This window comes from Pseudomonas sp. NPDC088322 (assembly GCF_044740745.1).
Taxonomy (GTDB): Bacteria; Pseudomonadota; Gammaproteobacteria; order Pseudomonadales; family Pseudomonadaceae; genus Aquipseudomonas; species Aquipseudomonas shirazensis.
In genome coordinates this window covers 217733-243847 of record NZ_JBIURK010000006.1, presented here as the reverse complement: position 1 = coordinate 243847, position 26115 = coordinate 217733, and the positions used below count along the sequence as shown (strand labels likewise).

Annotated in this window: 27 protein-coding genes and 1 pseudogene; 17 read left to right on the top strand and 11 right to left on the bottom strand. The window is 61.0% G+C overall.

From position 1 onward, the window contains the following. Nucleotides 1-22 precede the first annotated feature (22 nt). Nucleotides 23-1570, bottom strand: coding sequence for an AmpG family muropeptide MFS transporter (locus ACIOAU_RS17630; RefSeq protein ID WP_259075964.1), 1548 nt, complete (start codon nt 1568-1570; stop codon nt 23-25). Nucleotides 1571-1613: 43 nt separating this feature from the next. Next, the gene (locus ACIOAU_RS17625) at nt 1614-1967 is read right to left on the bottom strand and encodes an MGMT family protein (protein ID WP_101321972.1); all 354 of its coding nucleotides are present in this window, start codon (nt 1965-1967) and stop codon (nt 1614-1616) included. 153 nt (nt 1968-2120) lie between these two features. On the opposite strand from ACIOAU_RS17625, the gene ACIOAU_RS17620 reads away from it, so the two are divergent. The 5 genes from ACIOAU_RS17620 (at nt 2121) to groL (ending at nt 6737) form a co-directional block, all read left to right on the top strand. Next, nucleotides 2121-3128: a DUF481 domain-containing protein gene (locus tag ACIOAU_RS17620; protein WP_150570625.1), complete on the top strand. Its 1008-nt coding sequence runs from the start codon at nt 2121-2123 to the stop codon at nt 3126-3128. 89 nt (nt 3129-3217) lie between these two features. Then, nucleotides 3218-3961: a HugZ family protein gene (locus ACIOAU_RS17615; RefSeq protein ID WP_259075966.1), complete on the top strand. Its 744-nt coding sequence runs from the start codon at nt 3218-3220 to the stop codon at nt 3959-3961. 65 nt (nt 3962-4026) lie between these two features. Continuing rightward, the gene (locus tag ACIOAU_RS17610) at nt 4027-4488 is read left to right on the top strand and encodes an FxsA family protein (RefSeq protein ID WP_101321969.1); all 462 of its coding nucleotides are present in this window, start codon (nt 4027-4029) and stop codon (nt 4486-4488) included. A gap of 263 nt (nt 4489-4751) precedes the next feature. Continuing rightward, nucleotides 4752-5045, top strand: a complete 294-nt coding sequence (locus tag ACIOAU_RS17605) for a co-chaperone GroES (RefSeq protein WP_053280666.1) — start codon at nt 4752-4754, stop codon at nt 5043-5045. 48 nt (nt 5046-5093) lie between these two features. Beyond that, a complete protein-coding gene (groL, locus tag ACIOAU_RS17600; protein ID WP_101321968.1) occupies nt 5094-6737 on the top strand; it encodes a chaperonin GroEL in 1644 nt (547 codons plus the stop codon). 191 nt (nt 6738-6928) lie between these two features. On the opposite strand, the gene ACIOAU_RS17595 is transcribed toward groL, so the two are convergent. Beyond that, nucleotides 6929-7645 (bottom strand): phosphatase PAP2 family protein, encoded by a 717-nt coding sequence (locus ACIOAU_RS17595; protein ID WP_401183614.1) that lies wholly within the window; start codon nt 7643-7645, stop codon nt 6929-6931. Between the two features lie 178 nt (nt 7646-7823). On the opposite strand from ACIOAU_RS17595, the gene colR reads away from it, so the two are divergent. The 6 genes from colR to ACIOAU_RS17565 all read left to right on the top strand — a co-directional run bounded on the left by colR (nt 7824) and on the right by ACIOAU_RS17565 (nt 12253). Beyond that, nucleotides 7824-8507: a two-component system response regulator ColR gene (colR, locus tag ACIOAU_RS17590; protein WP_101321966.1), complete on the top strand. Its 684-nt coding sequence runs from the start codon at nt 7824-7826 to the stop codon at nt 8505-8507. Then, nucleotides 8497-9804, top strand: a complete 1308-nt coding sequence (locus tag ACIOAU_RS17585; protein ID WP_101321965.1) for a HAMP domain-containing sensor histidine kinase — start codon at nt 8497-8499, stop codon at nt 9802-9804. Before colR ends, ACIOAU_RS17585 begins: the two co-directional genes overlap by 11 nt. Before the next feature lie 115 nt (nt 9805-9919). After that, nucleotides 9920-10600 (top strand): class I SAM-dependent methyltransferase, encoded by a 681-nt coding sequence (locus ACIOAU_RS17580; protein WP_220632497.1) that lies wholly within the window; start codon nt 9920-9922, stop codon nt 10598-10600. A 5-nt stretch (nt 10601-10605) separates the two neighbouring features. Then, on the top strand, nt 10606-11304 hold the full coding sequence (locus ACIOAU_RS17575; RefSeq protein ID WP_401183609.1) for a lipopolysaccharide kinase InaA family protein: 699 nt from the start codon (nt 10606-10608) through the stop codon (nt 11302-11304). Continuing rightward, nucleotides 11304-11531, top strand: a complete 228-nt coding sequence (locus ACIOAU_RS17570) for a hypothetical protein (protein WP_101321962.1) — start codon at nt 11304-11306, stop codon at nt 11529-11531. The genes ACIOAU_RS17575 and ACIOAU_RS17570 overlap by 1 nt, the downstream gene beginning before the upstream one ends. A 131-nt stretch (nt 11532-11662) precedes the next feature. Then, complete coding sequence (locus tag ACIOAU_RS17565; RefSeq protein ID WP_150570620.1) at nt 11663-12253, top strand: GNAT family acetyltransferase; 591 nt, start codon at nt 11663-11665, stop codon at nt 12251-12253. 124 nt (nt 12254-12377) lie between these two features. Here ACIOAU_RS17565 and ACIOAU_RS17560 read toward each other — a convergent pair whose 3' ends face one another. Beyond that, nucleotides 12378-13901: a fumarate hydratase gene (locus ACIOAU_RS17560; protein ID WP_101321960.1), complete on the bottom strand. Its 1524-nt coding sequence runs from the start codon at nt 13899-13901 to the stop codon at nt 12378-12380. A gap of 236 nt (nt 13902-14137) precedes the next feature. Here ACIOAU_RS17560 and ACIOAU_RS17555 point away from each other — a divergent pair, with 236 nt between their 5' ends. Next, nucleotides 14138-15058 carry an iron-sulfur-binding ferredoxin reductase gene (locus ACIOAU_RS17555; RefSeq protein ID WP_401183604.1) on the top strand — a complete coding sequence of 307 codons (921 nt, stop codon included), beginning with the start codon at nt 14138-14140 and terminating at the stop codon, nt 15056-15058. Between the two features lie 297 nt (nt 15059-15355). Here ACIOAU_RS17555 and pyk read toward each other — a convergent pair whose 3' ends face one another. Beyond that, nucleotides 15356-16810, bottom strand: a complete 1455-nt coding sequence (gene pyk, locus ACIOAU_RS17550; RefSeq protein WP_101321958.1) for a pyruvate kinase — start codon at nt 16808-16810, stop codon at nt 15356-15358. 181 nt (nt 16811-16991) lie between these two features. Here pyk and ACIOAU_RS17545 point away from each other — a divergent pair, with 181 nt between their 5' ends. The 3 genes from ACIOAU_RS17545 to sbcB all read left to right on the top strand — a co-directional run bounded on the left by ACIOAU_RS17545 (nt 16992) and on the right by sbcB (nt 19379). Next, complete coding sequence (locus ACIOAU_RS17545) at nt 16992-17372, top strand: hypothetical protein (protein ID WP_101321957.1); 381 nt, start codon at nt 16992-16994, stop codon at nt 17370-17372. Nucleotides 17373-17496: 124 nt separating this feature from the next. Beyond that, entirely contained in the window at nt 17497-17859 is a 363-nt protein-coding gene (locus ACIOAU_RS17540; RefSeq protein ID WP_101321956.1) for a PilZ domain-containing protein, read from the top strand. Between the two features lie 89 nt (nt 17860-17948). Continuing rightward, nucleotides 17949-19379, top strand: coding sequence for an exodeoxyribonuclease I (gene sbcB, locus ACIOAU_RS17535; RefSeq protein WP_401183599.1), 1431 nt, complete (start codon nt 17949-17951; stop codon nt 19377-19379). A 66-nt stretch (nt 19380-19445) separates the two neighbouring features. Here sbcB and mvaT read toward each other — a convergent pair whose 3' ends face one another. Next, complete coding sequence (mvaT, locus tag ACIOAU_RS17530; RefSeq protein WP_101321954.1) at nt 19446-19823, bottom strand: histone-like nucleoid-structuring protein MvaT; 378 nt, start codon at nt 19821-19823, stop codon at nt 19446-19448. A 300-nt stretch (nt 19824-20123) separates the two neighbouring features. Between mvaT and purU the strand changes: the two genes are divergently transcribed. Next, a complete protein-coding gene (purU, locus tag ACIOAU_RS17525) occupies nt 20124-20975 on the top strand; it encodes a formyltetrahydrofolate deformylase (protein WP_101321953.1) in 852 nt (283 codons plus the stop codon). A 15-nt stretch (nt 20976-20990) separates the two neighbouring features. Next, nucleotides 20991-21230: a hypothetical protein gene (locus ACIOAU_RS17520; RefSeq protein ID WP_101321952.1), complete on the top strand. Its 240-nt coding sequence runs from the start codon at nt 20991-20993 to the stop codon at nt 21228-21230. Here the strand turns inward: ACIOAU_RS17520 and ACIOAU_RS17515 are convergent. The 5 genes and pseudogenes from ACIOAU_RS17515 to ACIOAU_RS17495 all read right to left on the bottom strand — a co-directional run. Then, nucleotides 21133-22128, bottom strand: a complete 996-nt coding sequence (locus ACIOAU_RS17515) for a lysylphosphatidylglycerol synthase transmembrane domain-containing protein (protein WP_401183594.1) — start codon at nt 22126-22128, stop codon at nt 21133-21135. The two genes, ACIOAU_RS17520 and ACIOAU_RS17515, sit on opposite strands and share 98 nt — an antisense overlap. Continuing rightward, nucleotides 22125-22889: a DUF2334 domain-containing protein gene (locus ACIOAU_RS17510; protein ID WP_150572116.1), complete on the bottom strand. Its 765-nt coding sequence runs from the start codon at nt 22887-22889 to the stop codon at nt 22125-22127. The genes ACIOAU_RS17515 and ACIOAU_RS17510 overlap by 4 nt, the downstream gene beginning before the upstream one ends. Beyond that, a complete protein-coding gene (locus tag ACIOAU_RS17505; protein ID WP_150570633.1) occupies nt 22882-24003 on the bottom strand; it encodes a glycosyltransferase family 1 protein in 1122 nt (373 codons plus the stop codon). The genes ACIOAU_RS17510 and ACIOAU_RS17505 overlap by 8 nt, the downstream gene beginning before the upstream one ends. Before the next feature lie 197 nt (nt 24004-24200). After that, nucleotides 24201-24965 (bottom strand): methyl-accepting chemotaxis protein, encoded by a 765-nt coding sequence (locus tag ACIOAU_RS17500; RefSeq protein WP_371411621.1) that lies wholly within the window; start codon nt 24963-24965, stop codon nt 24201-24203. Nucleotides 24966-25058: 93 nt separating this feature from the next. After that, nucleotides 25059-26075 (bottom strand): annotated as a pseudogene (locus tag ACIOAU_RS17495) (cache domain-containing protein); the annotation flags it as partial. Nucleotides 26076-26115: the final 40 nt, after the last annotated feature.

Sequence of the window (26115 nt, the reverse complement as noted above, 5' to 3'; positions counted from 1 at the left end):
GCGACAGCGGCGCAACGCTCTGTCAGGGCTGGTCCGGGGTAGGGCCAGGCACCGGCTCCAACTTGCCGCGCCGTGCCTCCTGGCGCCACTGCAGGAGGATCAGGATCAACGTAGGCACGCCCAGCAGCGCGGTAATCAGGAAGAAGTCGTGGTAGCCAAACTTCTCCACGATTACACCTGAGTAACCCCCGATCAGCCGCGGCAACAGCAGCATGATCGAGCTCAGCAGGGCGTATTGGGTGGCCGAGAACTTCAGGTTGGTCAGGCTCGACAGGTAGGCAACGAACGCCGAAGTGGCCATCCCGGAACTGAAGTTGTCCAGCGAGATGGTGACCACCAGCATCTCCACGTTCGGTCCCATGTCGGCCAGCATCAGGAACAGGATGTTGGTGCTGGCCGAGGCGACGCCGCCGATGAACAGGATCGGCATGATGCCGAAACGCACGATCAGCAAACCGCCGGCGCCGGCGCCAAGCAGGGTCATGATCAGGCCGAAGATCTTGCTGACGCTGGCGATCTGGTCCTTGGTGAAGCCCATGTCGATGTAGAACACGTTGGCCATCACGCCCATGACCGTATCGGACATGCGATAGGTAGCGATCAGCCCGAGCAGCAGCAACGCCTGCCAGCGATAGCGGGCGATGAAGTCGTTCACCGGCGTCAGCACCGGCGCCAGGCCACGGCGGCCGAGCGATGACAGGCAGGCCCAGGTCAACAGTGCGTAGAGGACCAGGCGCATGAAGGCGCGGTCCTCCAGCACCAGTTGCACCACGGTCGAGTCGCCAAATACCACGCTGGCCCAGTCGGTGTTGTACAGCTGGGTGAAGCTGGCCGGCACCGACACCAGCAGAATGATCAGCACGAACACTGACGCCAACTGATGGCTCAAGCCATAGCGAGCAGCCGACAGCTGCGTGCGCAGCGGCACTGGCGGTTCGCGCATGATCAGCGTGGTGAACACGGCCGGTAGCATGATCACGCCGAACAGCACATAGGTGCCGGTCCAGGCCTGGTGCAGATAACTGAAGCCAGTGGAGCCGAACCATTCAGCGAAGAACAGCGCGCCGGCCGTGGCCAGCAGGGCGGCAACCCGGTAGCCGGCCATGTAGCTGGCGGCAAGCGCAGCCTGGCGCTGGTCATCGGCGATTTCCAGGCGGTAGGCGTCGACGGCGATGTCCTGCGTTGCCGAGGCGAAGGCCACCAGCACCGCCAGGGCGATCAGCCAGGACAGGTGTTTTTGCGGATCGCACAGGCCCATGCCGACCAAGCCGATGACCACCAGTACTTGCGACAACAGCAGCCAGGAGCGACGTCGGCCAAGCCCGCCGAGCAGCGGCAGGCGCCATTGGTCGAGCAGTGGCGACCAGACCCACTTGAAGGCATAGGCCAGGCCGATCAGGCTGGCATAGCCAATTGTCTCGCGGGCCACACCGGCCTCGCGCAGCCACACTGAAAGGGTTGAGAACACCAGCATGTAGGGCAGGCCGGCAGCGAAGCCCAGCAGCAACAGCACCAGAGTTGACGGGCTGGCATAGGCAGCGAGCGCAGCGCGCCAGGTTTTACGGGGCATGGGCCAACATCTGCCTCAAGGTTACGAAAACAAAGCGCGCACTCTAACCGCTGTGCTCCATCGGGCGCCAGCCATGGCGCAACATATCCACACGATTATTGGCTACATTGACGCCTTCGGCGCGTAGCCGAGCGCGTTGTTCGTCGCCTGAAGGTGTGCCCGGCTGCAGGCTCAGTCGACCACTCGCGCCGATCACTCTGTGCCAGGGCAGGCGGCTGCCCTGCGGCAGTTGGCCCAGCGTGCGCCCGACCCAGCGCGCGGCTCGGCCAAGGCCAGCCAAATCCGCCAACTGGCCATAACTGACGACCTTACCCTCGGGCACTTGCCCGAGGGCGGTATAGAGCGCCGTTCGTCGGGCTTCGGCATCCTCTGCCGAAAGGCGTGCAGCGCCAGACATCAGGCGCAGCCCGGCGATCGGCGAGATTGCCGGCGAAGTGGCTTATAGATGAGAGTTGAACTCATTGGCATCGGTTTGGTCTGTCCTTGCTCTGGTCGCGCGTATCTGGATAATGCCCGGCTTTTTTCCGCAAACCGAGCCCGTAGTCAGCTTATGTATTCTAGAACCTTGCTCTGCCTTCTCGCCGCTTCCCTGTGTACCCCAGCGTTCGCCGACACCGTCTGGATGAAGAACGGTGACAAGCTCAGTGGCAAGATCAAAGTCTTCGATGGCGGCAAGCTGCTGCTGGAAACGCCCTATGGTGGCTCCATCGCGCTGGACTGGAAACAGGTTCAGACCCTCGAAAGCGATCAGGAGCTGCTGGTCAAACAGGATGCCTACACCGGCGAAAAGGCCAAGTCGCTGCAGGCAGCCGAGCCGGGCAAGGTGACCCTGGCCAATGGCGAGGCGCCGAAAACCGTCGAGCTGGCCAGCATCGAGCAGATCATGAAGCCGCGGCCAGTAGTTGAGGATCTGGTCTGGAAAGGTAACGTCGACCTGGCCATGGACTTCAAGCGCGCCGAAAACGACACCGACGATTACGATGTCGGTTTCAAGACCTCGGCGCGTCATGGCCGTTGGCGGCACAATGCCCAGGGCGAATACAACCGCGAGAGCAAGGACGACGTCACCACCACCAACAACTGGAGTGGTGAATACGCGCTTGACCGCTTCATCACCGACAAGTGGTTTTGGCAGGGGCGTCTCGAATACAAGCGTGATCATATTGAAGACCTGGCCCGCCAGCGCACGGTCGGTACCGGCCCGGGCTACCAGTTCTGGGACGACGAGTTGGGGGCGTTCTCGCTCGGCTCGCTGCTCAACCGCACCGACTATCAGTACCGCGATGGCGGCAAGGACAATTTCTACTCGGCTGCCATGAAGTGGGATTACACCCGCTACCTGATCGGCAAGAACGTCCAGCTGTTCACCAATGGTGAACTGGGCAAACCGCTGGGTGGGGTTGCCGATTACTCGCTGGATGCCGAAGTCGGCCTGCGCTACAAGGTCACCGAGTGGGCCTCGCTCAATCTCAAGGCCGAGAAGGAAATGATCCAGGGCACCAGCAACAGTGACCTGGACAAGACCCGCTACACAGCGGGCTTTGGCGTCGCCTGGTAAAACCGCTCTGTTGCACTTCTGGCGTGGCGGTCACGGCTGATAAATGCTTATCTTGTCAGCTGACCCGCCTGCCGCCAGGAGCATCTGTTGTGAGTAACGTCGTTACCAACACCGCCCTTCGTCCCGCCCGCGAACTCCTGCTCAAGGAATACCGCGGCGTCCTCTCGACCCATTCCAAGTCGATGCCCGGCTTCCCGTTCGGCTCCGTTGTGCCGTACTGCCTGGATGCCGAGGGTCAGCCGCTGATCCTGATCAGCCGCATTGCCCAGCACACCCACAATCTGCAGAAAGACCCCAAGTGTTCGTTGCTGGTGGGCGAGCGCGAGGCGCTCGATGTGCAGGCAGTCGGCCGGCTGACGGTGATGGCTGAGGCGCACAAGCTGATCGACGGCGAAGCCATCGAAGCGGCGGCGGCTCGCTACTATCGCTACTTCCCGGACGCCGCCAATTACCACAAGGCCCATGACTTCGACTTCTGGTGCCTGCGGCCGGTACGCCATCGCTACATTGGCGGTTTTGGTGCGATTCACTGGCTCGATCAGGTGACGATGGCCAACCCGTTTGCCGGCGCCGCCGAGGCCAGCATGGTCGAACACATGAACAGCGACCACGCAGCGGCCATCGCTCACTATGTCGCCCTGAGCGATCTGCCAGATACGCCTGCCGCTGAATTGGCAGGTATCGACAGCGAAGGGCTGCATCTGCGCATTGGTCAGGCTATCTATTGGCTCCCATTCCCGAAGACTTGCAATACGCCGACACAAGTGCGCGAGGCCTTGGTATTACTGGCCCGCGCCGACAAATGGCCGGCTGTGGATGAAACTCAGGGTTGAAATAGCGACCTTGCGCATCCATCTGTTGTCCTAGTGGAAGGTTGTCTTCCGTCGAGGAACCCTTGATGCGTGTTTTTTTATTGTTGTTGCTGCTGTTTCCGGTGCTCGAGCTGTTCGTGTTCGTCAAAGTCAGCGCCGCGATCGGTTTCTTTCCAGCGTTGCTGCTGATTATCGGCGGCTCCGCGTTGGGCTTGCTGGTGATGCGGGTGGCCGGTATCGCCACCGCACTGCGTGCCCGTGAGAGTCTGCAGCGAGGCGAGTTGCCCGCTGAAGACATGTTCCAGGGCCTGATGCTGGCAGTGGCAGGTGTGCTGTTGCTGATTCCGGGCTTCATCAGTGACGTGCTCGGCCTGATCTGCCTGATGCCGTTCACCCGTCATTTTGCCGCGCGCAAGTTGCGTCAGCGGGCCGAGGCGCAGGCAATGCGGCAGCGTGCATTCCAGGATGATCCATTCGCAGCACGGCCGCCCGAAGGTGGCCACCGGCCAAACGTGATCGAAGGCGAGTACCAGCGTCGCGATCAGTAACCCTGTGCAGTTTGTGTGCAAAGCGGCCCCGTGAGGGGCCGTTTGCATTTGCGCGGGTAGCTGTTGAAAAAAAATTCACAGGTAAGCCCTTGTAATCGTTTCGCCCGGCCTCATCTATGTGGTCACCGCAAGGTTTCTGGTGGCAACGCCAGACAAGACAAAGGGGTTCGCCGAATGCGGGCCCCTACCGGCAACGCCGGAATGCATCAACCCGCCGGTCTCGACACCGGCCGATGAAAACCACTAATTGGGAGAGATCGACAATGAAGCTTCGTCCTCTGCATGACCGCGTCGTAATCCGCCGCAGCGAAGAAGAATCGAAAACCGCTGGCGGTATCGTTCTGCCAGGTTCGGCCGCTGAAAAACCAAACCGCGGTGAAATCGTTGCCGTCGGTACCGGTCGCATCCTGGACAACGGCGAAGTTCGCGCGCTGGCCGTGAAAGTGGGTGACAAAGTGGTCTTCGGCCCGTACTCGGGCAGCAACACCGTGAAAGTCGATGGCGAAGATCTGCTGGTGATGGCTGAGAACGAGATTCTCGCTGTCGTCGAAGGCTGATTTTCCCGACTTCCCGTTACTCCAAAGTATTTCAAGGATTAAACGATCATGGCTGCTAAAGACGTAAAATTCGGCGATTCCGCCCGCAAGAAAATGCTCGTTGGTGTCAACGTTCTGGCTGACGCTGTCAAAGCCACCCTCGGCCCGAAAGGCCGTAACGTTGTCCTGGCCAAGAGCTTCGGCGCGCCAACCATCACCAAAGACGGTGTATCGGTTGCCAAAGAAATCGAACTGAAAGACGCTTTCGAAAACATGGGCGCTCAGCTGGTCAAGGAAGTTGCTTCCAAGGCCAACGACGCTGCCGGTGACGGCACCACCACTGCGACCGTTCTGGCTCAAGCCATCGTCAACGAAGGCCTGAAAGCCGTCGCTGCCGGCATGAACCCGATGGACCTGAAGCGCGGCATCGACAAGGCCACCATCGCCGTCGTTGCCGAACTGAAGAACCTGTCCAAGCCTTGCTCCGATTCCAAGGCCATCGCTCAGGTTGGTACCATCTCTGCCAACTCCGACAGCTCCATCGGTGAAATCATCGCCGAAGCCATGGAAAAAGTCGGTAAAGAAGGCGTCATCACCGTTGAAGAAGGCTCGGGCCTGGAAAACGAACTGTCGGTTGTCGAAGGCATGCAGTTCGACCGTGGCTACCTGTCGCCGTACTTCGTCAACAAGCCGGACACCATGGTCGCCGAGCTCGACGGCCCACTGCTGCTGCTGGTCGACAAGAAGATCTCCAACATCCGTGAGCTGCTGCCAGTTCTGGAAGCCGTTGCCAAGGCCGGCCGTCCACTGCTGATCGTTGCTGAAGACGTTGAAGGCGAAGCCCTGGCTACCCTGGTAGTCAACAACATGCGCGGCATCGTCAAGGTTGCAGCGGTCAAGGCACCAGGCTTCGGCGACCGTCGTAAAGCCATGCTGCAGGACATCGCTGTCCTGACTGGCGGTACCGTCATCTCCGAAGAGATCGGCCTGTCGCTGGAATCGGCTACCCTGGAAAACCTGGGTAACGCCAAGCGCGTCATCCTGTCGAAAGAAAACACCACCATCATCGATGGCGCTGGTGTTGAAGACGACATCCAGGCTCGCGTTAAGCAAATCCGCGCTCAAATCGAAGAGACTTCGTCCGACTACGATCGTGAAAAACTGCAAGAGCGTCTGGCCAAGCTGGCTGGCGGTGTTGCCGTGATCAAGGTCGGTGCTGGCACCGAAGTTGAAATGAAAGAGAAGAAAGCCCGCGTTGAAGACGCCCTGCACGCTACCCGTGCAGCCGTTGAAGAAGGCGTGGTACCTGGCGGTGGTGTTGCTCTGGTCCGTGCCCTGAGCGCTATCATCGACCTCAAAGGCGACAACGAAGACCAGAACGTCGGTATCGCTCTGCTGCGCCGTGCGGTTGAATCGCCACTGCGTCAGATCGTTGCCAACGCCGGTGACGAGCCAAGCGTCGTGGCCGACAAGGTCAAGCAGGGTTCGGGCAACTACGGCTACAACGCCGCTTCCGGTGAATACGGCGACATGATCGAAATGGGTATCCTCGACCCAGCCAAAGTCACCCGTTCGGCACTGCAAGCCGCTGCTTCGATCGGTGGTCTGATGATCACTACCGAAGCGATGATTGCTGATGCTCCGGAAGACAAGCCAGCTGGCGGTGGTATGCCAGACATGGGCGGTATGGGTGGCATGGGCGGCATGATGTAAGCCTGCCTTAGCGCCTGCTGTACCGAAAAGCCCCGCCTAGTGCGGGGCTTTTTTGTGGGTACTTAGAACGGCACCGGACTGTAGGAGCGGCCTTGTGTCGCGAAAGGGTCGCGCAGCGGCCCCAGATTCCCAGCTTCGCCGCTGAAATTGCCGGGCCAGCTCTGCTGGCCTTTCGCGACACAAGGCCGCTCCTACACAGAGCGCGTTTGCCTGGAAAGGCTTGGACGGTAGAGCACCACGTAGTAACACGCCAAGCCGATCAACCAGCAGAACACCGCTGTCCAGGCATTGTGTGAAAAGAAATGCGCGCCCTGCAGCATCCGCCCAAGCGACAGCACGCTGCCGAGGGTAAACGCCAGCAGCAAAGCGCCTCGGGCCAACCGCGGTCGGCGATCACGCAATGCAAAAAACAACGCAAACAGGCTAAAACCGGTCGCCGCATGGCCTCCGGGCCAGCAGCGTCCGGGTTTGTCGGTTTGCGGCCTGGCTTCGAGCAATTTGCTGTAGGTCTGCTCACCGCCAAACTGGCTAAGGCTCCACGGGCACTGCACCGCCGTGGCAACCTTGAGCGGGGTGACAAAACTGGTCGACAGGGCCAGCGACAGTACCAGGCAGCCCAGCTCTCTGCGCCAGGCAAACAGCCGCTGCCAGAACAGGCTGGCAAAAAACGCCAGCACCGCCACCAGCGCCAAGGCAATGACCACCTGCTTGACCCCATCATGGAGGATGTTTTCCAGGACATAGCTGTGGCGACCGATGAACTGCCCGGCGCCCGGATCGAAGGCGAGGGCAGCCAGGGACATATCCAGTGATGTCGATTCGAGCAGCAGCAGTGCGAGTGCGCAGCCCAAGGGGATCCCCAGGTATAACCACAGATTCAGCGGACGCGGGCGGACGGCGGGGGGCATGGTGACTCCAGGCGCAGAAAAAGGCGGCGATTGTCTGCCTGGGGCTATATTTGCGCTGTGAAGTTTTGGTGAAAAATATGTCAGCAGCAGTGATCAGCCGGCAAGGCTGGCGCCGCGCCAGCGATGTCCGTAAGCTGCGCCTGCCGCGCACTGCGAAAGCGCCGCACAGGAGAAACCGATGCGCATTCTTTTGGTTGAAGACAACCGCGATATCCTCGCCAACCTGGCTGACTATCTGGGTATGAAAGGCTACACGGTCGATTGCGCCCAGGACGGTCTGTCCGGTTTGCACCTGGCCGCAACTGAGCACTATGACCTGATTGTGCTCGACATCATGCTGCCCGGCATCGATGGCTACACCCTGTGCAAGCGCCTGCGCGAAGATGCCCGGCGCGATACCCCGGTGATAATGCTCACGGCTCGCGATCAGCTCGATGATCGACTGCAGGGCTTTCGCTCGGGCGCCGACGACTACCTGCTCAAGCCGTTCGCGCTGTCGGAGCTGGCGGCGCGTATCGAAGCAGTGCTGCGCCGCGCGCAGGGCGGTGGCCGGCGTACGCTGCAGGTGGCAGACCTCAGTTACGACCTCGACACCCTTGAGGTCACCCGCGAGGGCAAGCTGCTCAAACTCAACCCGGTCGGCCTCAAGCTGCTCGCGGTACTGATGCAGAAGAGCCCCCACGTACTGCGCCGGGAAGTTCTCGAAGAAGCCCTGTGGGGCGATGACTGTCCCGACAGCGACAGCCTGCGCAGCCATGTGCACCAGTTGCGCCAAGTGATCGACAAACCGTTCGAAAAGCCCCTGCTGCACACCGTGCATGGCGTTGGCTACCGCCTCGCCGAGGGTCGCGATGGAGTTTAAGCAAAGCCTCGCCCAGCGCATCATCATCGCCTTTGCCTTGATGAGTGCATTAGTCGCAGGCGCCTTCGCCTTCGGCATCGTGGCGACGGTCCATCTGGTCGAGGAGCGGCTGATTTCAACCGTGCTCGGCGGTGACCTGCAGCGCCTGCTGCGCATGGACAGCGTCAGTGACTGGAGCCATCGACCACGGCCCGACCAGCTGTTCTATTTCAGCGGCGGGCGCGATGACTTCGAGCTACCCAAGGACCTGCATCACCTCGAACCGGGCTTTCATGAAGTATTTCGCGATCAGCTTTCTTACCACGCGATGGTCGAGGTTGTAGACGGCCGCCGTTATGTACTGCTGCAGGACCAGAGCGATTTCGAAGAGCGCGAGCGACTCCTGTTTGCAGTGGTGGTGGTAGGTTTTGTGCTCAGCCTGGTACTGGCAGTATTCCTCGGCTGGCTGCTGGCGCGCCGAGTGATGGCGCCGGTCATCCGCCTGGCACGGCAGGTGCGCCATCGTGACCAGTTGCTGGGCCTGGCCCCGCCGCTGGCGCCGGACTATGCCGCCGATGAGGTAGGGCAGCTGGCAGTGGCGTTCGACGATACCCTTGGCCGTCTGCGCGATGCCCTCAACCGCGAGCGGCTGTTCACCAGTGACGTCAGTCATGAATTGCGCACGCCATTGATGGTCCTGGCGACCTCCTGTGAACTGCTGATCGAGAACCCGAGCCTGGACACCCGTTCGCGGGCGCAAGTGGAACGCATCGCCCGCGCCACCGAAGAGATGCAGGAGCTGGTCAAGACTTTCCTCATGCTCGCCCGGGCGCAGCATGACGAGGGCGCCGTGGCCTCGCGGGCCAGCCTGCGCGAAGTCGGCGATGACTTGATCGGTGTCTGGCGCGACACTATCGAGCAAAAGGGCCTGACCCTGCACTATGACGGGCGTGCCAACGCCAGCCCGGTCTTGTACAACGCGACCTTCCTGCAATCAGTGATGGGTAACCTGTTGCGCAACGCAGCGCACTACACCGATTCTGGTTACATCCGCTTGACGCTCGACGCCCAGGGTTTCAGCGTCGAGGATAGCGGTGTGGGCATCCCCGAAGAACAGCGCGAAGAAATGTTCAAGCCGTTCGTGCGCGGCGGTGAACGTCGTGGCGAAGGCCTGGGCTTGGGCCTGTCGCTGGTGCAGCGTATTTGTGACGACCAGGGCTGGCAGGTGACGCTGACGGCGACGGCGCCACATGGCTGCCGCTTCCAGGTCGATCTTAGCCCCGGTGGGGTAGATACGCCGCCCGACGACATCGCCTGATATCGGTAATCGCTTGTAATGATGTAGGAAAAGGCTTACAAGTTTTTCACATCTGCATCACCTGAGCCCGACGCGCGTCTTTCTAAATTGCGCGCATCAGCTCAGGAGATGCCCGATGCGCAGCCCGATAAAACTCGAGTTTTCCGAAAAGTACGACCAACAACACGCGCAGGATTACCTTTACAAGCACCAGAACGGTTTTGCCCGGCGGCTGTCCCATCTGCGCGACGAGCAGTTGGCTCGGCGTGCGCTGACACTGGCTGGCGACCCTGGTCTGGTGCTGGATCTGCCGAGCGGGGCAGGGCGCTTCTGGCCATTGCTGGCCGAAAAAGCCAATCGGGTGATCATCGGTGCAGACAACTCCAAGGCGATGATCGAGACAGCCTGTGCCGCGCAACCGCCAGCCGTAGTGGCGCGGGTACGGCCCTTGCAGACTTCTGCTTTCGCCATTGATCTGCCGGACAACGCAGTAGACAGCATTTTCTGCATGCGGCTGTTTCACCACATCGGTGAAGCCAGCCATCGGCGCACGATTCTCTCGGAATTTCATCGGGTTAGTCGCGACAGCGTGATCGTTTCGTTGTGGGTGGATGGCAACTTCAAGGCTTGGCGGCGCAAAAAGCTGGAAAAGCGCCGCAACAACATAGCCGACAAGGACAGTTACCAGAATCGTTTCGTGTTACCTGCTGACACAGTTGAGCAGGAGTTTCTTGCGGCCGGCTTTCGTATCCAGGAGCGCCTGGATTTCCTGCCGCTCTACGCCATGTGGCGGGTCTACGTGTTACGCAAGGGGTAGAGAATATGGTGGTGACTCAGGGCCGTGAATCGCAATTCGATTTCTACTGGCAGCAGCAGGGCGAGTGGGTCGAGGAGCCCAATCAGCGCCGCGGTGGCGAAAGCGGAGTGCAGCGTCTGAACGACGCCAGCGGCCAACTGCTGTATGCCAAGCGCCAGATCGGCCATACCTACCGCAGCCTGCTGCACCCGTTTGGCCGGCCGACAGTGCTGCGTGAGCTGGATGCGCTGCACAGCTTCGAGCAGCTTGGCGTGCGCGTGCCACGTATAGTCTATTGCGGTGCACAACGCGATGAGGAGCACCAGTGGCGTGCGCTGCTGGTCAGCGAAGCGCTGGATGGCTTTGTCGACATGGAGACCTGGTACGCCAACGGCGCTCGTCAAGCGTATCCAGCAGTCCTCCACGAACGCATGCTCAAGGATCTGGCCGAAAACCTCGCGCGCATGCATCAGGGCCATTGGCAGCACGGCTGCCTGTATGGCAAGCATGTGTTCATCAAGGTCAGCGGCGAAGGTGAGCAGGCTACCGCCGAAGTCGCCTTGCTTGACCTGGAGAAGTGCCGCCGACGGATCAGTCGCCAGCGCGCGGCACTCAACGACCTCGGTCAGCTACGGCGCCATTCGTCACTCAACGATACTGAATGGCAAACATTGCTCTACTTTTATCAGACGGCGTTTGGCAGCGCAGTCAAAGGTTTAGGGTAATGAAACTAGAAATCGCTCGAACTTTGTTCCTGGTGTCGTCGCTGGTAGTGACCACGGTTGCGTTCGCCGCTTGGGAGCAGCCGCGGCCTACGGTTTTCAGCAAATCGGATCTGCTCAGCCAATGCCCGCCACCGCGCAATGTGAAAGCCCAGGTCACGGTACAGCCGGATCAGGACTTGTTGCTGCTGTTGTTTGGCCTGCGCCAGGGCGTGCGACCGTTCGGTTGAAACACACTGCGGTGTTGGTGATGTAACTGTCGTGCAGGGGAAAGGCGCACACGGGGGAGGGGTGATACGGTCTTGCTTCGAGCCCGGTCCGTCCGTGTGCCTATCCCTAACGTCAGGACGAAGCACTCACTATGGAAATCCGCCTGCTGCACGGCGCCGCTATCGCACCCTTTATCGCAGAGCTTGGGCAATTACGCCTGGAGGTGTTGCGAGAGTACCCCTTTCTGTATGACGGGACCGCAGAAGAAGACGCTGACTATCTGGCAGACCTTACCCGTTCCGAGCGCAGCTTGTTGGTACTCGCTCAAGCGCATGGGCAGGTAGTGGGTGCATCCATTGGCCTGCCTCTGGCCGATGCGGCGCAAGCGCTACAGGAGCCATTTGTGACGCGCGGCCAGGATCCGGCCAAAATCTTCTACTTCGCTCAATCGTTGGTGTTGCCGGCTTATCGCGGGCAAGGCCTGGGTGTGCGGTTTTTTATCGAGCGCGAGTCCTACGCCCATAAGCTGGCCGATTTCGATTTCTGCGCGTTCTGCAGCGTGGAGCGGCCTGGCGTTCATCCGTTGCGGCCCGCCGACTACCGACCGTTGCATGGCTTCTGGCGCAACCGCGGCTTTTTACGAGATCCGTCATTGCGTTCAGGCTGCGTCTGGCGTGACTTGGATGAGCAGCAGACGAGTGAAAAGATCATGGCGTTCTGGCTCAAGGCATTGTTGAAGTGAAGTGTTTCTATGAGGCTCTGTGGAGCGTCAGCAATATCTTCGGCAACCCCGGGTGCGCCAAGGCCTGACATGTGAAAACAAAACGCCCGGCAAATGCCGGGCGTTTTATTGACGCAGTGAAGGATTACTTCACTTCAACCGCCAGGCTCTGGGCAATCTTGCTCTGCCACAACGCAGGCCCAGTGATATGCACTGACTCACCATTGCTGTCGACCGCAACGGTAACCGGCATGTCTTTGACCTCGAACTCGTAGATCGCTTCCATGCCCAGTTCGGCAAAGGCCAGCACTTGCGATTTACGAATCGCCTGAGCGACCAGATAGGCAGCGCCACCTACGGCCATCAGGTACACCGCCTTGTTGTCCTTGATCGCTTCGATCGCAGTCGGGCCGCGCTCGGATTTGCCGATCATCCCCAACAGGCCGGTCTGCTCGAGAATCTGCCGGGTGAACTTGTCCATCCGCGTGGCGGTGGTCGGGCCGGCCGGGCCGACCACTTCGTCACCGACCGGATCGACCGGGCCGACGTAGTAGATGAAGCGGCCTTTCAGATCGACCGGCAGCTCTTCACCGCGGTTGAGCATCTCGACCATGCGCTTGTGCGCGGCGTCGCGGCCGGTGAGCATCTTGCCGTTGAGCAGGATGGTTTCGCCTGGCTGCCAGCTGGCGACTTCTTCCGGGGTGATCTCGTCGAGGTTGACGCGGCGCGCGCTCGGGCCGGCTTCCCAGACGATTTCCGGGTAGGCGTCCAGCGACGGCGCTTCAAGCTCTGCAGGACCGGAGCCGTCAAGCACGAAGTGGGCGTGACGGGTAGCCGCGCAGTTGGGGATCATGCACACCGGCAGCGAAGCGGCGTGGGTCGGGTAGTCCATGATCTTGACGTCGAGCACGGTGGTCAGGCCGCCCAGGCCCTGGGCGCCGATGCCCAGCTGGTTGACCTTGTCGAACAGCTCCAGGCGGATCTCTTCGATGCGGTTCTGCGGGCCACGGGCCTTGAGCTCATGGATGTCGATGGATTCCATCAACACTTCCTTGGCCATGACCGCAGCTTTTTCGGCAGTACCGCCGATGCCGATGCCGAGCATGCCAGGCGGGCACCAGCCAGCGCCCATGGTCGGCACGGTCTTGAGCACCCAGTCGACAATCGAATCGGACGGGTTGAGCATGGCCATCTTCGACTTGTTCTCGGAGCCGCCGCCCTTGGCTGCGACGTCGACTTCCAGCTTGTCGCCTGGCACTACCGAGTAGTGGATGACGGCTGGGGTGTTGTCCTTGGTGTTCTTGCGCGCCCCGGCCGGGTCGGCCAGGATCGAAGCACGCAGGACGTTCTCCGGCAGGTTGTAGGCGCGGCGCACGCCCTCGTTGATCATGTCGTCGACGCTCATGGTGGCGCCATCCCAGCGCACGTCCATACCCACGCGCACGAACACGGTGACAATACCGGTGTCCTGGCAGATCGGGCGGTGGCCAGTGGCACACATGCGCGAGTTGATCAGGATCTGCGCGATCGAGTCACGGGCAGCCGGCGATTCTTCACGCAGGTAGGCTTCGTGCATCGCCTGGATGAAGTCAACGGGGTGGTAGTACGAAATGAATTGCAGGGCATCGGCGACGCTCTGAATCAGGTCGTCTTGCTTGATCACGGTCATGCAGCGCGCTCCTCTTGAAGACGGGAACATCGGTAAAAGGCTTTTCGACCACTAGCGTGGCGAAACGCCTGGCAACGCGGCGGCAGGTCAGGCCGACGCAAAAAAGGCGCGGCAGTATAGCGCGCATACCGGTGCGACACACCACCGCATGCGCGGGACCAAGGTCTGAAGCGGGTTGGCAGTGATGTTGCGTGTGTTCTGTACAATACCCGTATAACCCCGGAGGCCTCTGAACCATGCCCGATGTCTACGTAGGCGCGCAGCGAATCAGCGTGCCTGCCGCCAGCAATTTGCTCGATGCCCTCAATGGCGCAGGCTTCAATGTGCCCTACAGTTGCCGCGCCGGCAGCTGCCATGCGTGCATGGTGCGCTGTGTGGATGGCGCTGTAGCGGACGCTTTGCCCGATGCGCTGCCCCTGGCCAAGCGCGAGCAAGGTTGGCGCCTGGCCTGTCAGTGCAGCGTGCTTGGTGACCTGCAGGTGGCATTGTTCGACCCGCGTCTGGACGGTCTGCCTGCCAGCGTCTGCGCGATGGACTGGCTGGGCGAGGTGTTGCGCCTGCGTTTGTTGCCGGAGCGGGCGTTGCGCTATCGCGCCGGTCAGCATCTGTTGTTGTGGCTCGGCGGGGTCGCACGGCCTTATTCGCTGGCGAGCCTGCCGGGTGAAGACGATTTTCTGGAGTTTCACATCGACTGCCGGCGCCCTGGAGCTTTTTGCGATCAGCTACGGCGGTTACAGGTGGGAGACAGTCTGCGCCTGGGCGAGCTGCGTGATGGTGCCCTGCATTACGACCCGGACTGGCAGGCCCGGCCGCTCTGGTTGTTGGCCTCCGGCACCGGCCTTGCGCCGCTCTGGGCCGTTGCCCGTGAGGCCCTGCGTCAGGGGCACACGGGTGAAATCAAAGTATTGCATGTAGCTGCCAGTGACGCCGGCCATTATCTTGCCGACGCCCTGCAGGGTTTGCCCGGGCTTGCAGTTGAACAGGTGCTCGCCGAGCATCTGGACAGTGCGTTGGCTCAATTGCGGCCGACATCGCGGCAGACCATGGCATTGCTCTGCGGCTCGCCGAGCAGCGTCGAGCGTTTTGCCAAACGCTTGTTCATCGCCGGCGTACCGCGTAACCAGGTCCTGGCCGATGTGTTCGTCGAACACGCCTGAGTCACTGCGGTGTATACAGCTGCATGGTAGCGATCCGGTAACGCCGGGTATCAGTGAAATCAACCTGGCCAACCAGCGCTGCTACATCGAGGACCCACCAAGCAACGGCCGACCCAGCAAAAGCTGCCTGATAAATGAATTAAACGGTGCCAGGCGCAAGCTCCTTACCCGGCACGTTGCACTCGGTCTCTGACCCCCCCCTGACGTTCTGGCAGCGCCATGGCCTGACGCAGGCAAAAAAAGACCGCTCCGGGGAGCGGTCTTTCCTGATGACCTGAAGTTGCTACAACTTAGGCATCAACCAACCAGCGGATCACCGACGTGCAGGATCTTCATGCCATTGGTGCCACCGATGGTGTGGTAGCTGTCGCCTTTGGTCAGGATCACCCAGTCGCCTTGCTCAACCAAACCGCGCTGCAGCAGCTCGTCGACGGCCGCCTGGCTGACCTTGTCGGCCGGCAGCGAGGCCGGGTCGAACGCGATCGGGTAGACGCCACGGAACATCGAGGCACGTGCCTGGGTCGCGCGGTGCGGAGACAGCGCGTAGATCGGCACATGCGAGCGCAGGCGCGACATGATCAGCGGGGTGTAGCCACTTTCGGTGAGGGCGATGATCGCCTTGACGCCGGGGAAGTGGTTGGCGGTGTACATCGCCGCCAGGGCGATGCTCTCGTCGCAACGCTCGAAGGTGGTGTGCAGACGGTGGCTGGAGCGCTGGTTGGTCGGGTGCTTTTCAGCGCCCTGACAAATCCGCGCCATGGCCTGTACGGCTTCGATCGGATAAGCACCGGCAGCACTTTCAGCCGACAGCATCACCGCATCGGTGTTATCCAGCACGGCGTTGGCCACGTCGGAAACTTCGGCGCGGGTCGGCATCGGGTTCTGGATCATCGACTCCATCATCTGGGTCGCGACGATCACCGCTTTGTTGTTGCGGCGGGCGTGCTGGATGATCTTCTTCTGGATACCGATCAGCTCGGCATCGCCGATTTCCACGCCGAGGTCGCCACGGGCAACCATCACGGCGTCGGAGGCAGCGATCAGGGCGTCGAGGGTTTCGTCGTCGGCAACCGCTTCGGCGCGTTCGATCTTGGCCACCAGCCAGGCGCTGCCGCCGGACTCGTCACGCAGTTTGCGTGCGTATTCCATGTCCTTGGCATCACGCGGGAAGGACACGGCCAGGTAGTCCAGGTCCATCTCGGCAGCCAGCTTGATGTCGGCCTTGTCTTTCTCGGTCAGGGCCGGTGCGGTCAGGCCGCCACCTTTGCGGTTGATACCTTTGTGGTCAGACAGCGGGCCGCCAACCAACACCACACAGTGCAGGGAGTCGGCGGTAGCGGTCTCGACGCGCATGACCACACGGCCATCGTCGAGCAGCAGCTCGTCGTTCACGCCGCAATCCTTGACCAGGTCGGGGTAGTCGATGCCGACGATATCCTGGTTGCCTTCGGTCAGCGGGTGCACGGTGGAGAAGGTGAACTTGTCACCGATCTTCAATTCAATGCGCTTGTTGCTGAACTTGGCGATGCGGATCTTCGGACCCTGCAGGTCGCCCAGCAGTGCGACGTGACGGCCGTTCTTGGCGGCGATCTCACGGATCAGGCGGGCGCGAGCCTTGTGCTCGTCCGGCGTGCCGTGGGAGAAGTTCAGGCGGGCAACGTCGAGGCCGGCAAGGATCAGTTGTTCGATCACTTCTGGCGAGTTGCTGGCAGGGCCAAGGGTGGCAACGATTTTGGTACGGCGGATGGTCATGCATAGACTCCTGTAGTGAAGCGCAGCGAGAGGCTACTCCTCAATTGCGCTGTAGTCATTGTTCCGTTGCACTACCTTGCGTGTTGCGGGGGTGGCATTTGTACGGTCGCGCTATGCTTGCAAAAGCGTGTGAAGATTTGCCGCGTCGGGCCGATACACTGCCTATCAAAGGAGAATCCCCATGCGAACCCTGATCGTTCTGGCGATTGCCGCCAGCGTCGTTGGCTGCACCCGTTGGTCGATGGACCATCACCTGAACAACGCCTACCGCGCCTATGATCGTGGCGATTGCCAGCGGGTGATGCTCGAGCTGTCCCAGGTCGATCGGACCAGCCGCGCGCGGCCGTTCATCCATCCTGAAGTGGCCCTGCTGCGTGGCCAATGCCTGGAGCGGCAGAAGCTCTACGTCGATGCTGCGCAGACCTACGAGTACCTGGTTCAACGCTACCCGCAAAATGAGTACGCCTACCGCGCCCGTGCGCGTCTGCTGACGCTGGAAAAGCTCGGCCACTATCGCCAGCCTGCCGTGGCCAGTCCGGTGCACACCACGCCTTGGCGCTAATACCAAGGTGTCATTGATTTCACGAGATTCGCCACAGCGGCTGGGCTAAGCTGTATCTTAGCTGTAACAGCAACCGCCAGTACCTCGTATTCCTGGCCGCGGAAACGGGACACTACCTGTCATCATGTTTATCCAGCGCCACATCCAGCGTCACCAGTTGCCTTGTGTACTCAAGGTCTACAACCGCTTTACCGATCAGCAGATCGGCTACCTTGGCAATGCCTCCGAAGACGGTTTGATGCTGATCAGCTCGCTGCCGGTGCTGGTCGGGCCCGACTACGAACTGCAGCTGCGCGTGCCCTTGCCCGGCGGCGCCTGGCAGTTTATCAACCTGTCGGCAAGCTGCCTGTGGTGCCGCGAAGACCAGACGCCCATGCATTACGACTCAGGCTTCATGCTGCTACAGGCACCGCGCGAGTACGATGAGTTCGTGCATTCATTGCGTGACTTCTTCAGCTTCCGCCCTGCTGCCAACGCCTCTGCCTGACCCTGGCGACACATTCTGCCTGCATTAGAGGTGCGAACTGCCCGCCCGGGCCGCTAGACTCACGGTCGACCTAGCTACAGGACGAACCCGTGAGCTCCAGCATCTTCTGGCACGACTACGAAACCACTGGTATCAACCCGCGTTGCGACCGGCCGTTGCAACTGGCGGGGCTGCGCACCGATTTCGACCTCAATGAGATCGAAGAACCGGTCAATCTGTTCTGCCAACCGTCGGCAGACATCCTGCCGCATCCAATGGCCTGTCTGGTCACCGGCATCACCCCCGAGCAACTGGCCAGCAATGGCCTGTGTGAAGCCGAGTTCATGACCCGTGTGCACGAGCAACTGGTGCGGCCTGGCACCTGTGGCGCCGGCTACAACACCCTGCGCTTTGACGACGAGGTGACCCGTTACAGCCTCTATCGCAACTTCTTTGACCCGTATGCTCGCGAGTGGCAGGGCGGCAACAGCCGCTGGGATCTGATCGATGTGGTGCGCACGGCCTATGCTCTGCGCCCTGAAGGCATCGTCTGGCCGCAGCAGGACGGGCGCACCAGCCTGCGTCTGGAATTGCTCAGCAAAGCCAATGGCATCGATCATGGGCATGCTCACGAAGCGCTTTCCGACGTGCGGGCGACCATCGCTCTGGCGCGATTGATTCGGGATAAACAGCCAAAGTTGTATGACTGGTTATTTCAGTTGCGCAGCAAGCATAAAGTCATGGAGCAGATTCGGCTATTGCAGCCATTGGTACATATTTCCGGGCGTTTCTCCGCTGAGCGAAATTACCTCGGCGTGGTACTGCCGCTGGCCTGGCATCCACGTAACCGCAACGCATTGATTGTGTGCGACCTGCAGTTGGAAACCTCTCCGCTACTCGATGAAAGCGCCGAAACATTACGCAAGCGTTTGTACACTCGGCGTGACGAATTGTCCGACATGCAATTACCGGTGCCGCTCAAGTTGGTGCAAGTCAACCGCTGCCCGGTACTGGCACCGCTGTCGGTATTGCGCCCGGTTGACCAACAACGATTGGGGATTGATCTGTCCCTGCTGCAAGCACGCGGCGAGCAACTGGCACAGCAACAAAACGTCTGGCAAGACAAACTCGCCGCTATCTATAGCGCCGAAGAATTTGGCGCAAGCGACGACCCCGAGCAGCAGTTATATGCAGGCTTTATTGGCGACCGTGACCGCCGTCTGTGCGAACAGGTGCGCGTGGTCGACCCGGCGCAACTTGGCCGATCACAATGGATGTTCGATGATCCACGGCTGCCTGAACTGTTATTCCGCTACCGGGCGCGAAACTTCCCCGAGACCCTGGATGAGCCAGAGCGACAGCGCTGGCTGCAGTTCTGCCAGCAACGTCTTGGCGACCCTGCGGCGGGCGCGCCGATTACCCTGGAGGGTTTCGAAAAGGCCCTGCAAAGCGCATGGGCAACAGCTGACGAAGGCGGGCGGCAGGTACTGCTTGCCTGGCAGCAGCATGCCGAGAAACTGCAGCAGTCGTTTGTACTGTAATGTGTCCAGACAATAAAAAACGCCGGCAATAGCCGGCGTTTTATTCAAGGCAGCAAAGCGGACTTATCAGTCCAGCAGGGTTGCCCAGCCTTCAACCACATCGCCACCCCATTTGGCTTTCCATTCTTTCAGGGTCTTGTGGTTGCCGCCTTTGGTTTCGATAACTTCACCATTGTGCGGGTTCTTGTATTGCTTGACCTTGCGCGCACGCTTGGTAGTGGTGGTCTTGACGCCGCCACGTGGGGCCTTGCTCAGTTTCGATTCCGGGTCGAGCAGGGCAATCACATCACGCAGCGATTTGGAATATTCGCCCATCAGGGTGCGCAGCTTGCCTTCGAATTCCAGCTCTTTCTTCAGCTTGTCGTCTTGCGACAGGTTGGCCAGACGAGCTTGAAGTTCTTTGATGGCTTCTTCTGTGGCGCGGTATTCGTTGATCAGAGACATGAAGTGTTCCTTAATAGTGCATGTACAGGGAGTCAGTGGGCTAATAATAGACAGCCGCTAGTCTCAAGTAAACAATAATCAAGGCACGCTCGCTTAAATAGGCGAGTGTTAACAATGTATTCAGGTTAAGAAAAATTTACATATCACTGGCGGCGTCCGCCGCTGTCATGCTCGGCGCCGCAGCGATGGCTGAACAATTGCTGCGCGGCGCGGCCCGTACGGCAGCTGCTGATGATTACTGTGTTTTTTCTGCCAGCTCGCTAGAATATGCGCCTTTGCGAAGTTCCTGGAGTCTCATTCATGCGCACCTATCGACTGGTGATTGCCTGCCCCGACCGTGTCGGCATCGTGGCGAAAGTCAGTAATTTCCTGGCTCTGTACAACGGCTGGATTAACGAAGCCAGCCACCACTCGGACGAGCAGAGCGGTTGGTTCTTCATGCGCCATGAGATCCGCGCCGAGTCATTGCCGTTTGGGATCGAGGCCTTCCGTGAAGCATTCACGCCGATTGCCGAAGAATTCTCGATGATCTGGCGGGTTACCGACTCGGCGCAAAAGAAGCGCGTGGTGCTGATGGCCAGCCGCGAATCGCACTGCCTGGCGGATCTGCTGCATCGCTGGCATACCGATGAGCTGGACTGTGATATCCCTTGCGTGATTTCCAACCATGATGACCTGCGCAGCATGGTCGAATGGCATGGCATCCCGTTCTACCATGTGCCGGTCGACCCGAAAGACAAGCAGCCGGCGTTTGCCGAAGTCTCGCGTCTGGTCGAAAGCCATGGTGCCGATGTCGTGGTGCTGGCGCGCTACATGCAGATCCTGCCGCCACAGCTGTGCCAGGCCTATGCCGAAAAAGTGATCAACATTCATCACAGCTTCCTGCCTTCGTTCGTCGGTGCCAAGCCTTACCACCAGGCCGCCCTGCGTGGCGTCAAGCTGATCGGTGCGACCTGTCACTACGTCACCGAAGAGCTGGATGCCGGCCCGATCATCGAACAGGACGTGGTCCGCGTCAGCCATGCCGACAGCATCGAAGACATGGTGCGTTTCGGTCGCGACGTGGAGAAGATGGTGCTTGCCCGTGGCTTGCGTCATCACCTCGAAGACCGTGTGTTGGTGCACGGCAACAAGACCGTGGTGTTCGACTGAGAGGAGGGCGGGCCAATGGCGGATCCACTCGACAAGGCCGCGGCCAGTGCGCTGCCGACGCTGGGTGAGGGCTGCCTGGCTCGCTTCGATCCTGACGCCATGAGCGACGAGCACGGCACCGAGTTTGTCGGTGCCGCCGAACTCTGGCGGCAGCTGCTCAATCCATTTGCTGACGGCGCCAGCGCTGGAGTAGCGGTCGCCCCAGCAGGCAGACAAACACCGGCCCCCCGGCCAGTAGGTAAAAGTAATAAGTAACAGCGCGCCAGAGCAAGATCGCCGCTGCCGCCGTCGAGCTGCCCACCAGTGGTGTCAACAAGCTCGCCGATGTCAGTTCGGCAGCGCCGGCCCCGCCCGGCAACAGGCTGAACTGACCAGCACTCAGTGCCAGCATCTGCACCAGAAAGCTGGGTATCCACGCCAGCTCCACGCCAAGCCCGCGAATCACCAGATACAGCACGCTGAAGCGCAGGCTCCAGTGCAGGCACGTCAGGCTGAATACCAACGCTAACGTACGTTTTGGCAGCTGCCAGGTCTGCGCCAAAGCCTTGATGAAGCTCAGCAGCTTGCGCGCCCAGCGGCGCCGACGTTTTTCGCCCATGCCGACCCTGCGCAGCAGGCGGCCATTGAGCCGCATGATCTGCCGCCGATAGCGCAGCAACAGTACGATCAGCACCAAGGCTGCACACAGCATCATTGCGCTGCCCATGAGCATGCCTTGTTGGCTGCGGCCCAGGCTGTGGCTGAGCGCGTAGCCGGCAACGGCGAGCATGGCGCAGAAGAAAAACAGCAGGTCGTTCAATTGATCGATAGCGAATACCGCGCCGCTGCGGGCCGCACCGATGCGCTCGCGCGCCAACAGCGCCATCAGCGCCAATGGCCCACCGCTACCGCCTGGGGTGGTGCAGATGGCAAACTCGGTGGCCATGATCACCCCAAGACTGCGCCAACGCCCCAATTGCGCACCTTGCTCACCCAGCAGCAGGCGCAGACGTGCCGCATTGATGATCCAGCACAGCAGGATCATCCCCAGCAGGGTCGCCATCAGGCTCGGGGAGAAGCTCTGCAGTCTGGGCAGTAGCTCGGCGCCGCCGAGCAATGCCGGCACCAGCAGGGCCAGCACCAGGGCCAGCCCAAGCCAGGCATAGCGCTTCATGCCGCGACCTGGCGGTCCAGCCAGGCTGACTTGGTCAGAGGCTCGCGGCCTTGTTCGATGAGCGTTTTCAACGTTTGCAGCCAGTAATCGCGAGAGCTGCGATGGCGCATGTCGACTGGGTGCAGGCCCAGGCGCAAGGTTGGCGCACTTTGCCAGCGTTGCAGCTGCGAATTGCACAGTGCCCGCGACAAGCCCCGACGCCAGGCACTACGGGCGCTCCAGACCAAGCCAGGCGCGTCTATCGCGGTGAATTCTGGTAGCCGATAGAGGTGCTGAGGCGTGCTGGTGTAGCGCAATGGCAACTGGCGCAGGGCCTGGCGGGTGCCCTCGCTCATCAGCCAGGCCGGGGCGACGAAGCCCGCCACCGGCCAGCCCTGGCTATTGAACAACTGCAGGCCCGCTTGCAGGCGCTGCAACGCCTGAGCTTGTTCCAGCGCATAAAATTCACCTTCATGCGTATAGATCCGGCGCATGAAGAAGTCCCGCGGCGTGCGTGGCGTCGGCCCGAGGTCGGCGTGGTAATAGCCATGTAGCGCCAGCTCGTCGCCCTGCTGCAGGCGCCAATCTAGCAGACGGCAGAAGGTCGGCGAGCGCTCGAGAGCATTGCGCTGATGAAAGTCGGGCACCACCAGCCAGGTCATCGGCACGTTGCCCAGCTGGTCGACCGCCTCGACAAACGGCTGGTAGTCAGGCCAGGTCTCCGGCGCCACGTCGTGCAGCACCAGCATCACGCTGCGCTGCTCGGTAGTCTCTTCAAGCATGTGCACGCACCAATGGCTGATGGCCGAGCACGGCTTGGTAGTGCTGCAGCAGGCCGTTGACCACGTTGTCCCAAGAGTAATGCTGCTCGACATGCCGGCGTGCCTGCTGGCCAAGCCGGCGCACGCCGTCCTCGAATACCTCGCGTACGGTGGCGGCCATGGCCTGGCCGTCGTTTGGCGGGCACAGGCGGCCACATTGCTCGGTGACTATTTCGCTGAACGCGCCGGCGCGCACTGCGACAACCGGGGTGGCACAGGCCATGGCTTCGAGAATGACCAGGCCAAAGGTTTCCTGATCACCGGCATGCACCAGCAGGTCGGCACTGGCCATCAGCCGCGCGACTTCCGGCAAGGGGCAGAAGTGATTGATCACGCTGACGTTGGCAGGCACGTTGCTGGGCATGGCCGAACCCACCAGCAGCAGGTGATAGTGAGGGCCGAGGTGACGCATGCAGTCGAGCAATACCGGCAGGTTCTTCTCGCGCGAGCCGCGCCCGGCAAACACCAGCAGGCGGGTGGTGTCGGGGATCCCCAGTTCCGCCCGCAGGCGGTTGTCGCGCTGCTCAGGGTTGAACGTGCTCAAGTCTACGCCCAGCCGCTGCACATGCACGTCGCGCACGCCCAGCCGACGCAGTTTGTCGGCCATCACCTGGCTTGGCGCCAGGACCCGGTCGAAGTTGCCATAGAGCTTGCTGACGTAGGCCTCGACGTTGGGCGTGAACCAGTTGCCCATGCGATTGCCCACCAGCAGCGGCAGGTCGGAGTGATAGAAGCCGATTACCGGCACATCCAGCTTGCGCCGCGCTTCCAGCGCTGCCCAGGCAGTCAGATACGGGTCGCCGACTTCGATCAGATCAGGCTGCAGCTCGCGCAACACCTTGCACCACGGCGCCAGGCGGACCGGGAAGCGATAGCCCTTGCCGAACGGCAGTGGCGGGGACGGCACCCGGTAGACGCCATCGGCGTGGCTGGCGCTGGCGCCAGGGATCAGCAGGCTGTGGTGAACGCCAGTCATGGCGTCGAGACGGCGGTGTTTGGCATCAAGATAGGTACGCACGCCACCGCTGGCGGGTGCGTAGAACATGGTGATGTCGGCAATGTGCACGATCAGCATCCCTCCGGGGATCGACTTCAGGTCTGTCATGCGCGGTAACAAAGCGGCGATGACATGCCTAGAGGTTGACCTTCAGGAAGAATAGTTTGTTCGATCGAGGTTGGCCCGGGCGCGCATCGGCATTATTGCCGGCAAGCCCGTGGCCAAGGCCCCGCCGCCAGTATCGAAATGGCGGCGGGGAGGGTTGCACCCAGAGGTCAGATGCGGAAGCTGCCCACCAGCTGTTTCAAGCGGCTGGCTTGCTGCTCCAGATCCGAGCAGGCGCGCAGAGTAGCCTGCAGGTTTTCCACACCTTCCTGGTTAAGCATGTTGATTTCGCTGATGTCCATGTTGATCGAATCGACCACCGCCGTCTGCTCCTCGGTTGCCGTGGCCACCGACTGGTTCATGCCGTCGATCTCGCCGATGCGCACAGTCACGCTTTCCAGGCGCTCCCCGGCCTGGTTGGCAATCTGCACACTGTCCTGGCTGTGACGCTGGCTCTGGCCCATGGTCTCGACCGACTCCCGGGCGCCGACCTGCAGCTCTTCGATCATGCCCTGAACTTGCTGCGCCGACTCCTGGGTGCGGTGGGCGAGGTTGCGCACCTCATCGGCGACGACGGCAAAGCCGCGGCCGGCTTCGCCCGCGCGGGCAGCCTCGATGGCGGCGTTGAGCGCGAGCAGGTTGGTCTGCTGCGAAATGCTGGTGATCACTTCGAGGATCTGGCCGATGTTGACGGTCTTGCTGTTCAGCGTTTCGATCTGCGCGCTGGAGCCAACGATCAACTCCGACAGGCGGTTCATCGCGGCAATGTTGCGGTCGACCACCTGCTGACCTTCTTCGGCAAGATGCCGCGCCGAGGTCGCGTGCTGCGAGGCCTGGGCAGCATTGCCGGCGATTTCCTGGGCGGCAGCACCCAGCTCGTTGATGGCAGCGGCAACGCTGTTGGTGCGGTTGGACTGCTCGTCGGAGTTGGTCATCGACGAGTTGGAGGCGCTGATCACCCGCAATGCCACTTCGTTGACCTGTTCCGTCGCCGAGGACACCTCGCGGATCGAGCTGTGAATACGTTCGACAAAGCGGTTAAAGGCGCTGCCGAGTACGCCGAATTCATCCTGGCTGTGAATGGTCAGGCGCTTGGTCAGGTCACCTTCGCCCTGGGCAATGTCTTCCATGGCGCGAGTCATGGTGTGCAGTGGCTGCAGCAGCACCCGAATCAGCAGGCCGAGCAGGGCAATGATGATCACAACCGCGACGACCGTGGCGATCACCGCCGAGGTGCGGAAGGTGCTGAGCATGGCGAAGGCTTTGTCTTTGTCGACCGACAAGCCGATGTACCAGTTGGCCGCAGGCAGGCCTTTGATTGGGGTGAAGGTGACCAGGCGGTCCTTGCCGTCAGCGCTGACTTCGGTCAGTTCAGCGGAAAGCCGTGGTGTGTTCTGCGGGAACAGATCCGATAGCGGCTTCATGACCAGGTCTTTGTCCGGATGAACCAGAATCTTGCCTTGGTCGTTGACCAGGAAGGCGTAACCCATGCCGCCGAAGTTCAGCGAGTTGATGATCTCGACCAGGCCGTCGAGCGCCAGGTCGCCGCCAACCACGCCGACGCTGGTCGAAACCTTGCTGATGATGCCGATGACCATCTTCTGGGTGGCCATGTCGATGTACGGCTCGGTCAGGATCGCTCCGTTAGCAGCCATGCCATCCTTGTACCAGGGCCGCACACGCGGATCGTACCCAGCCGGCATCGGCGAGTCGGGGCGCACGCTGAAACCGCCATCGACCTTGCCCACATAGACTGTGAGGAAGCTTGAGATCAGGGCATTCTGGCCGAGCAAGGTCTCTGCGTCGGCGGGCGCCTGGGCGATGTTCTGCGCCAGGTTTTCTACCAGCTTGATCCGGCCATCGAATAGATTGCGCACGTTGGTCGAGGTCGATGCGCCCATCTCTGTCAGATAGTTTTCCAGATCCTGGCGAATCGCATTACGCTGCAGGTAATCGTTGTAAAGGGTGAACAAGCTGAACGCGAGTATCACGATAAGCGATGCGGCAATAAGGATCTTGTGGCTGAAACGAAGGCTTTTGTTCATGGCGTGATCGGTTCCGCTAAGGTGATATCGGGTCGTTCGC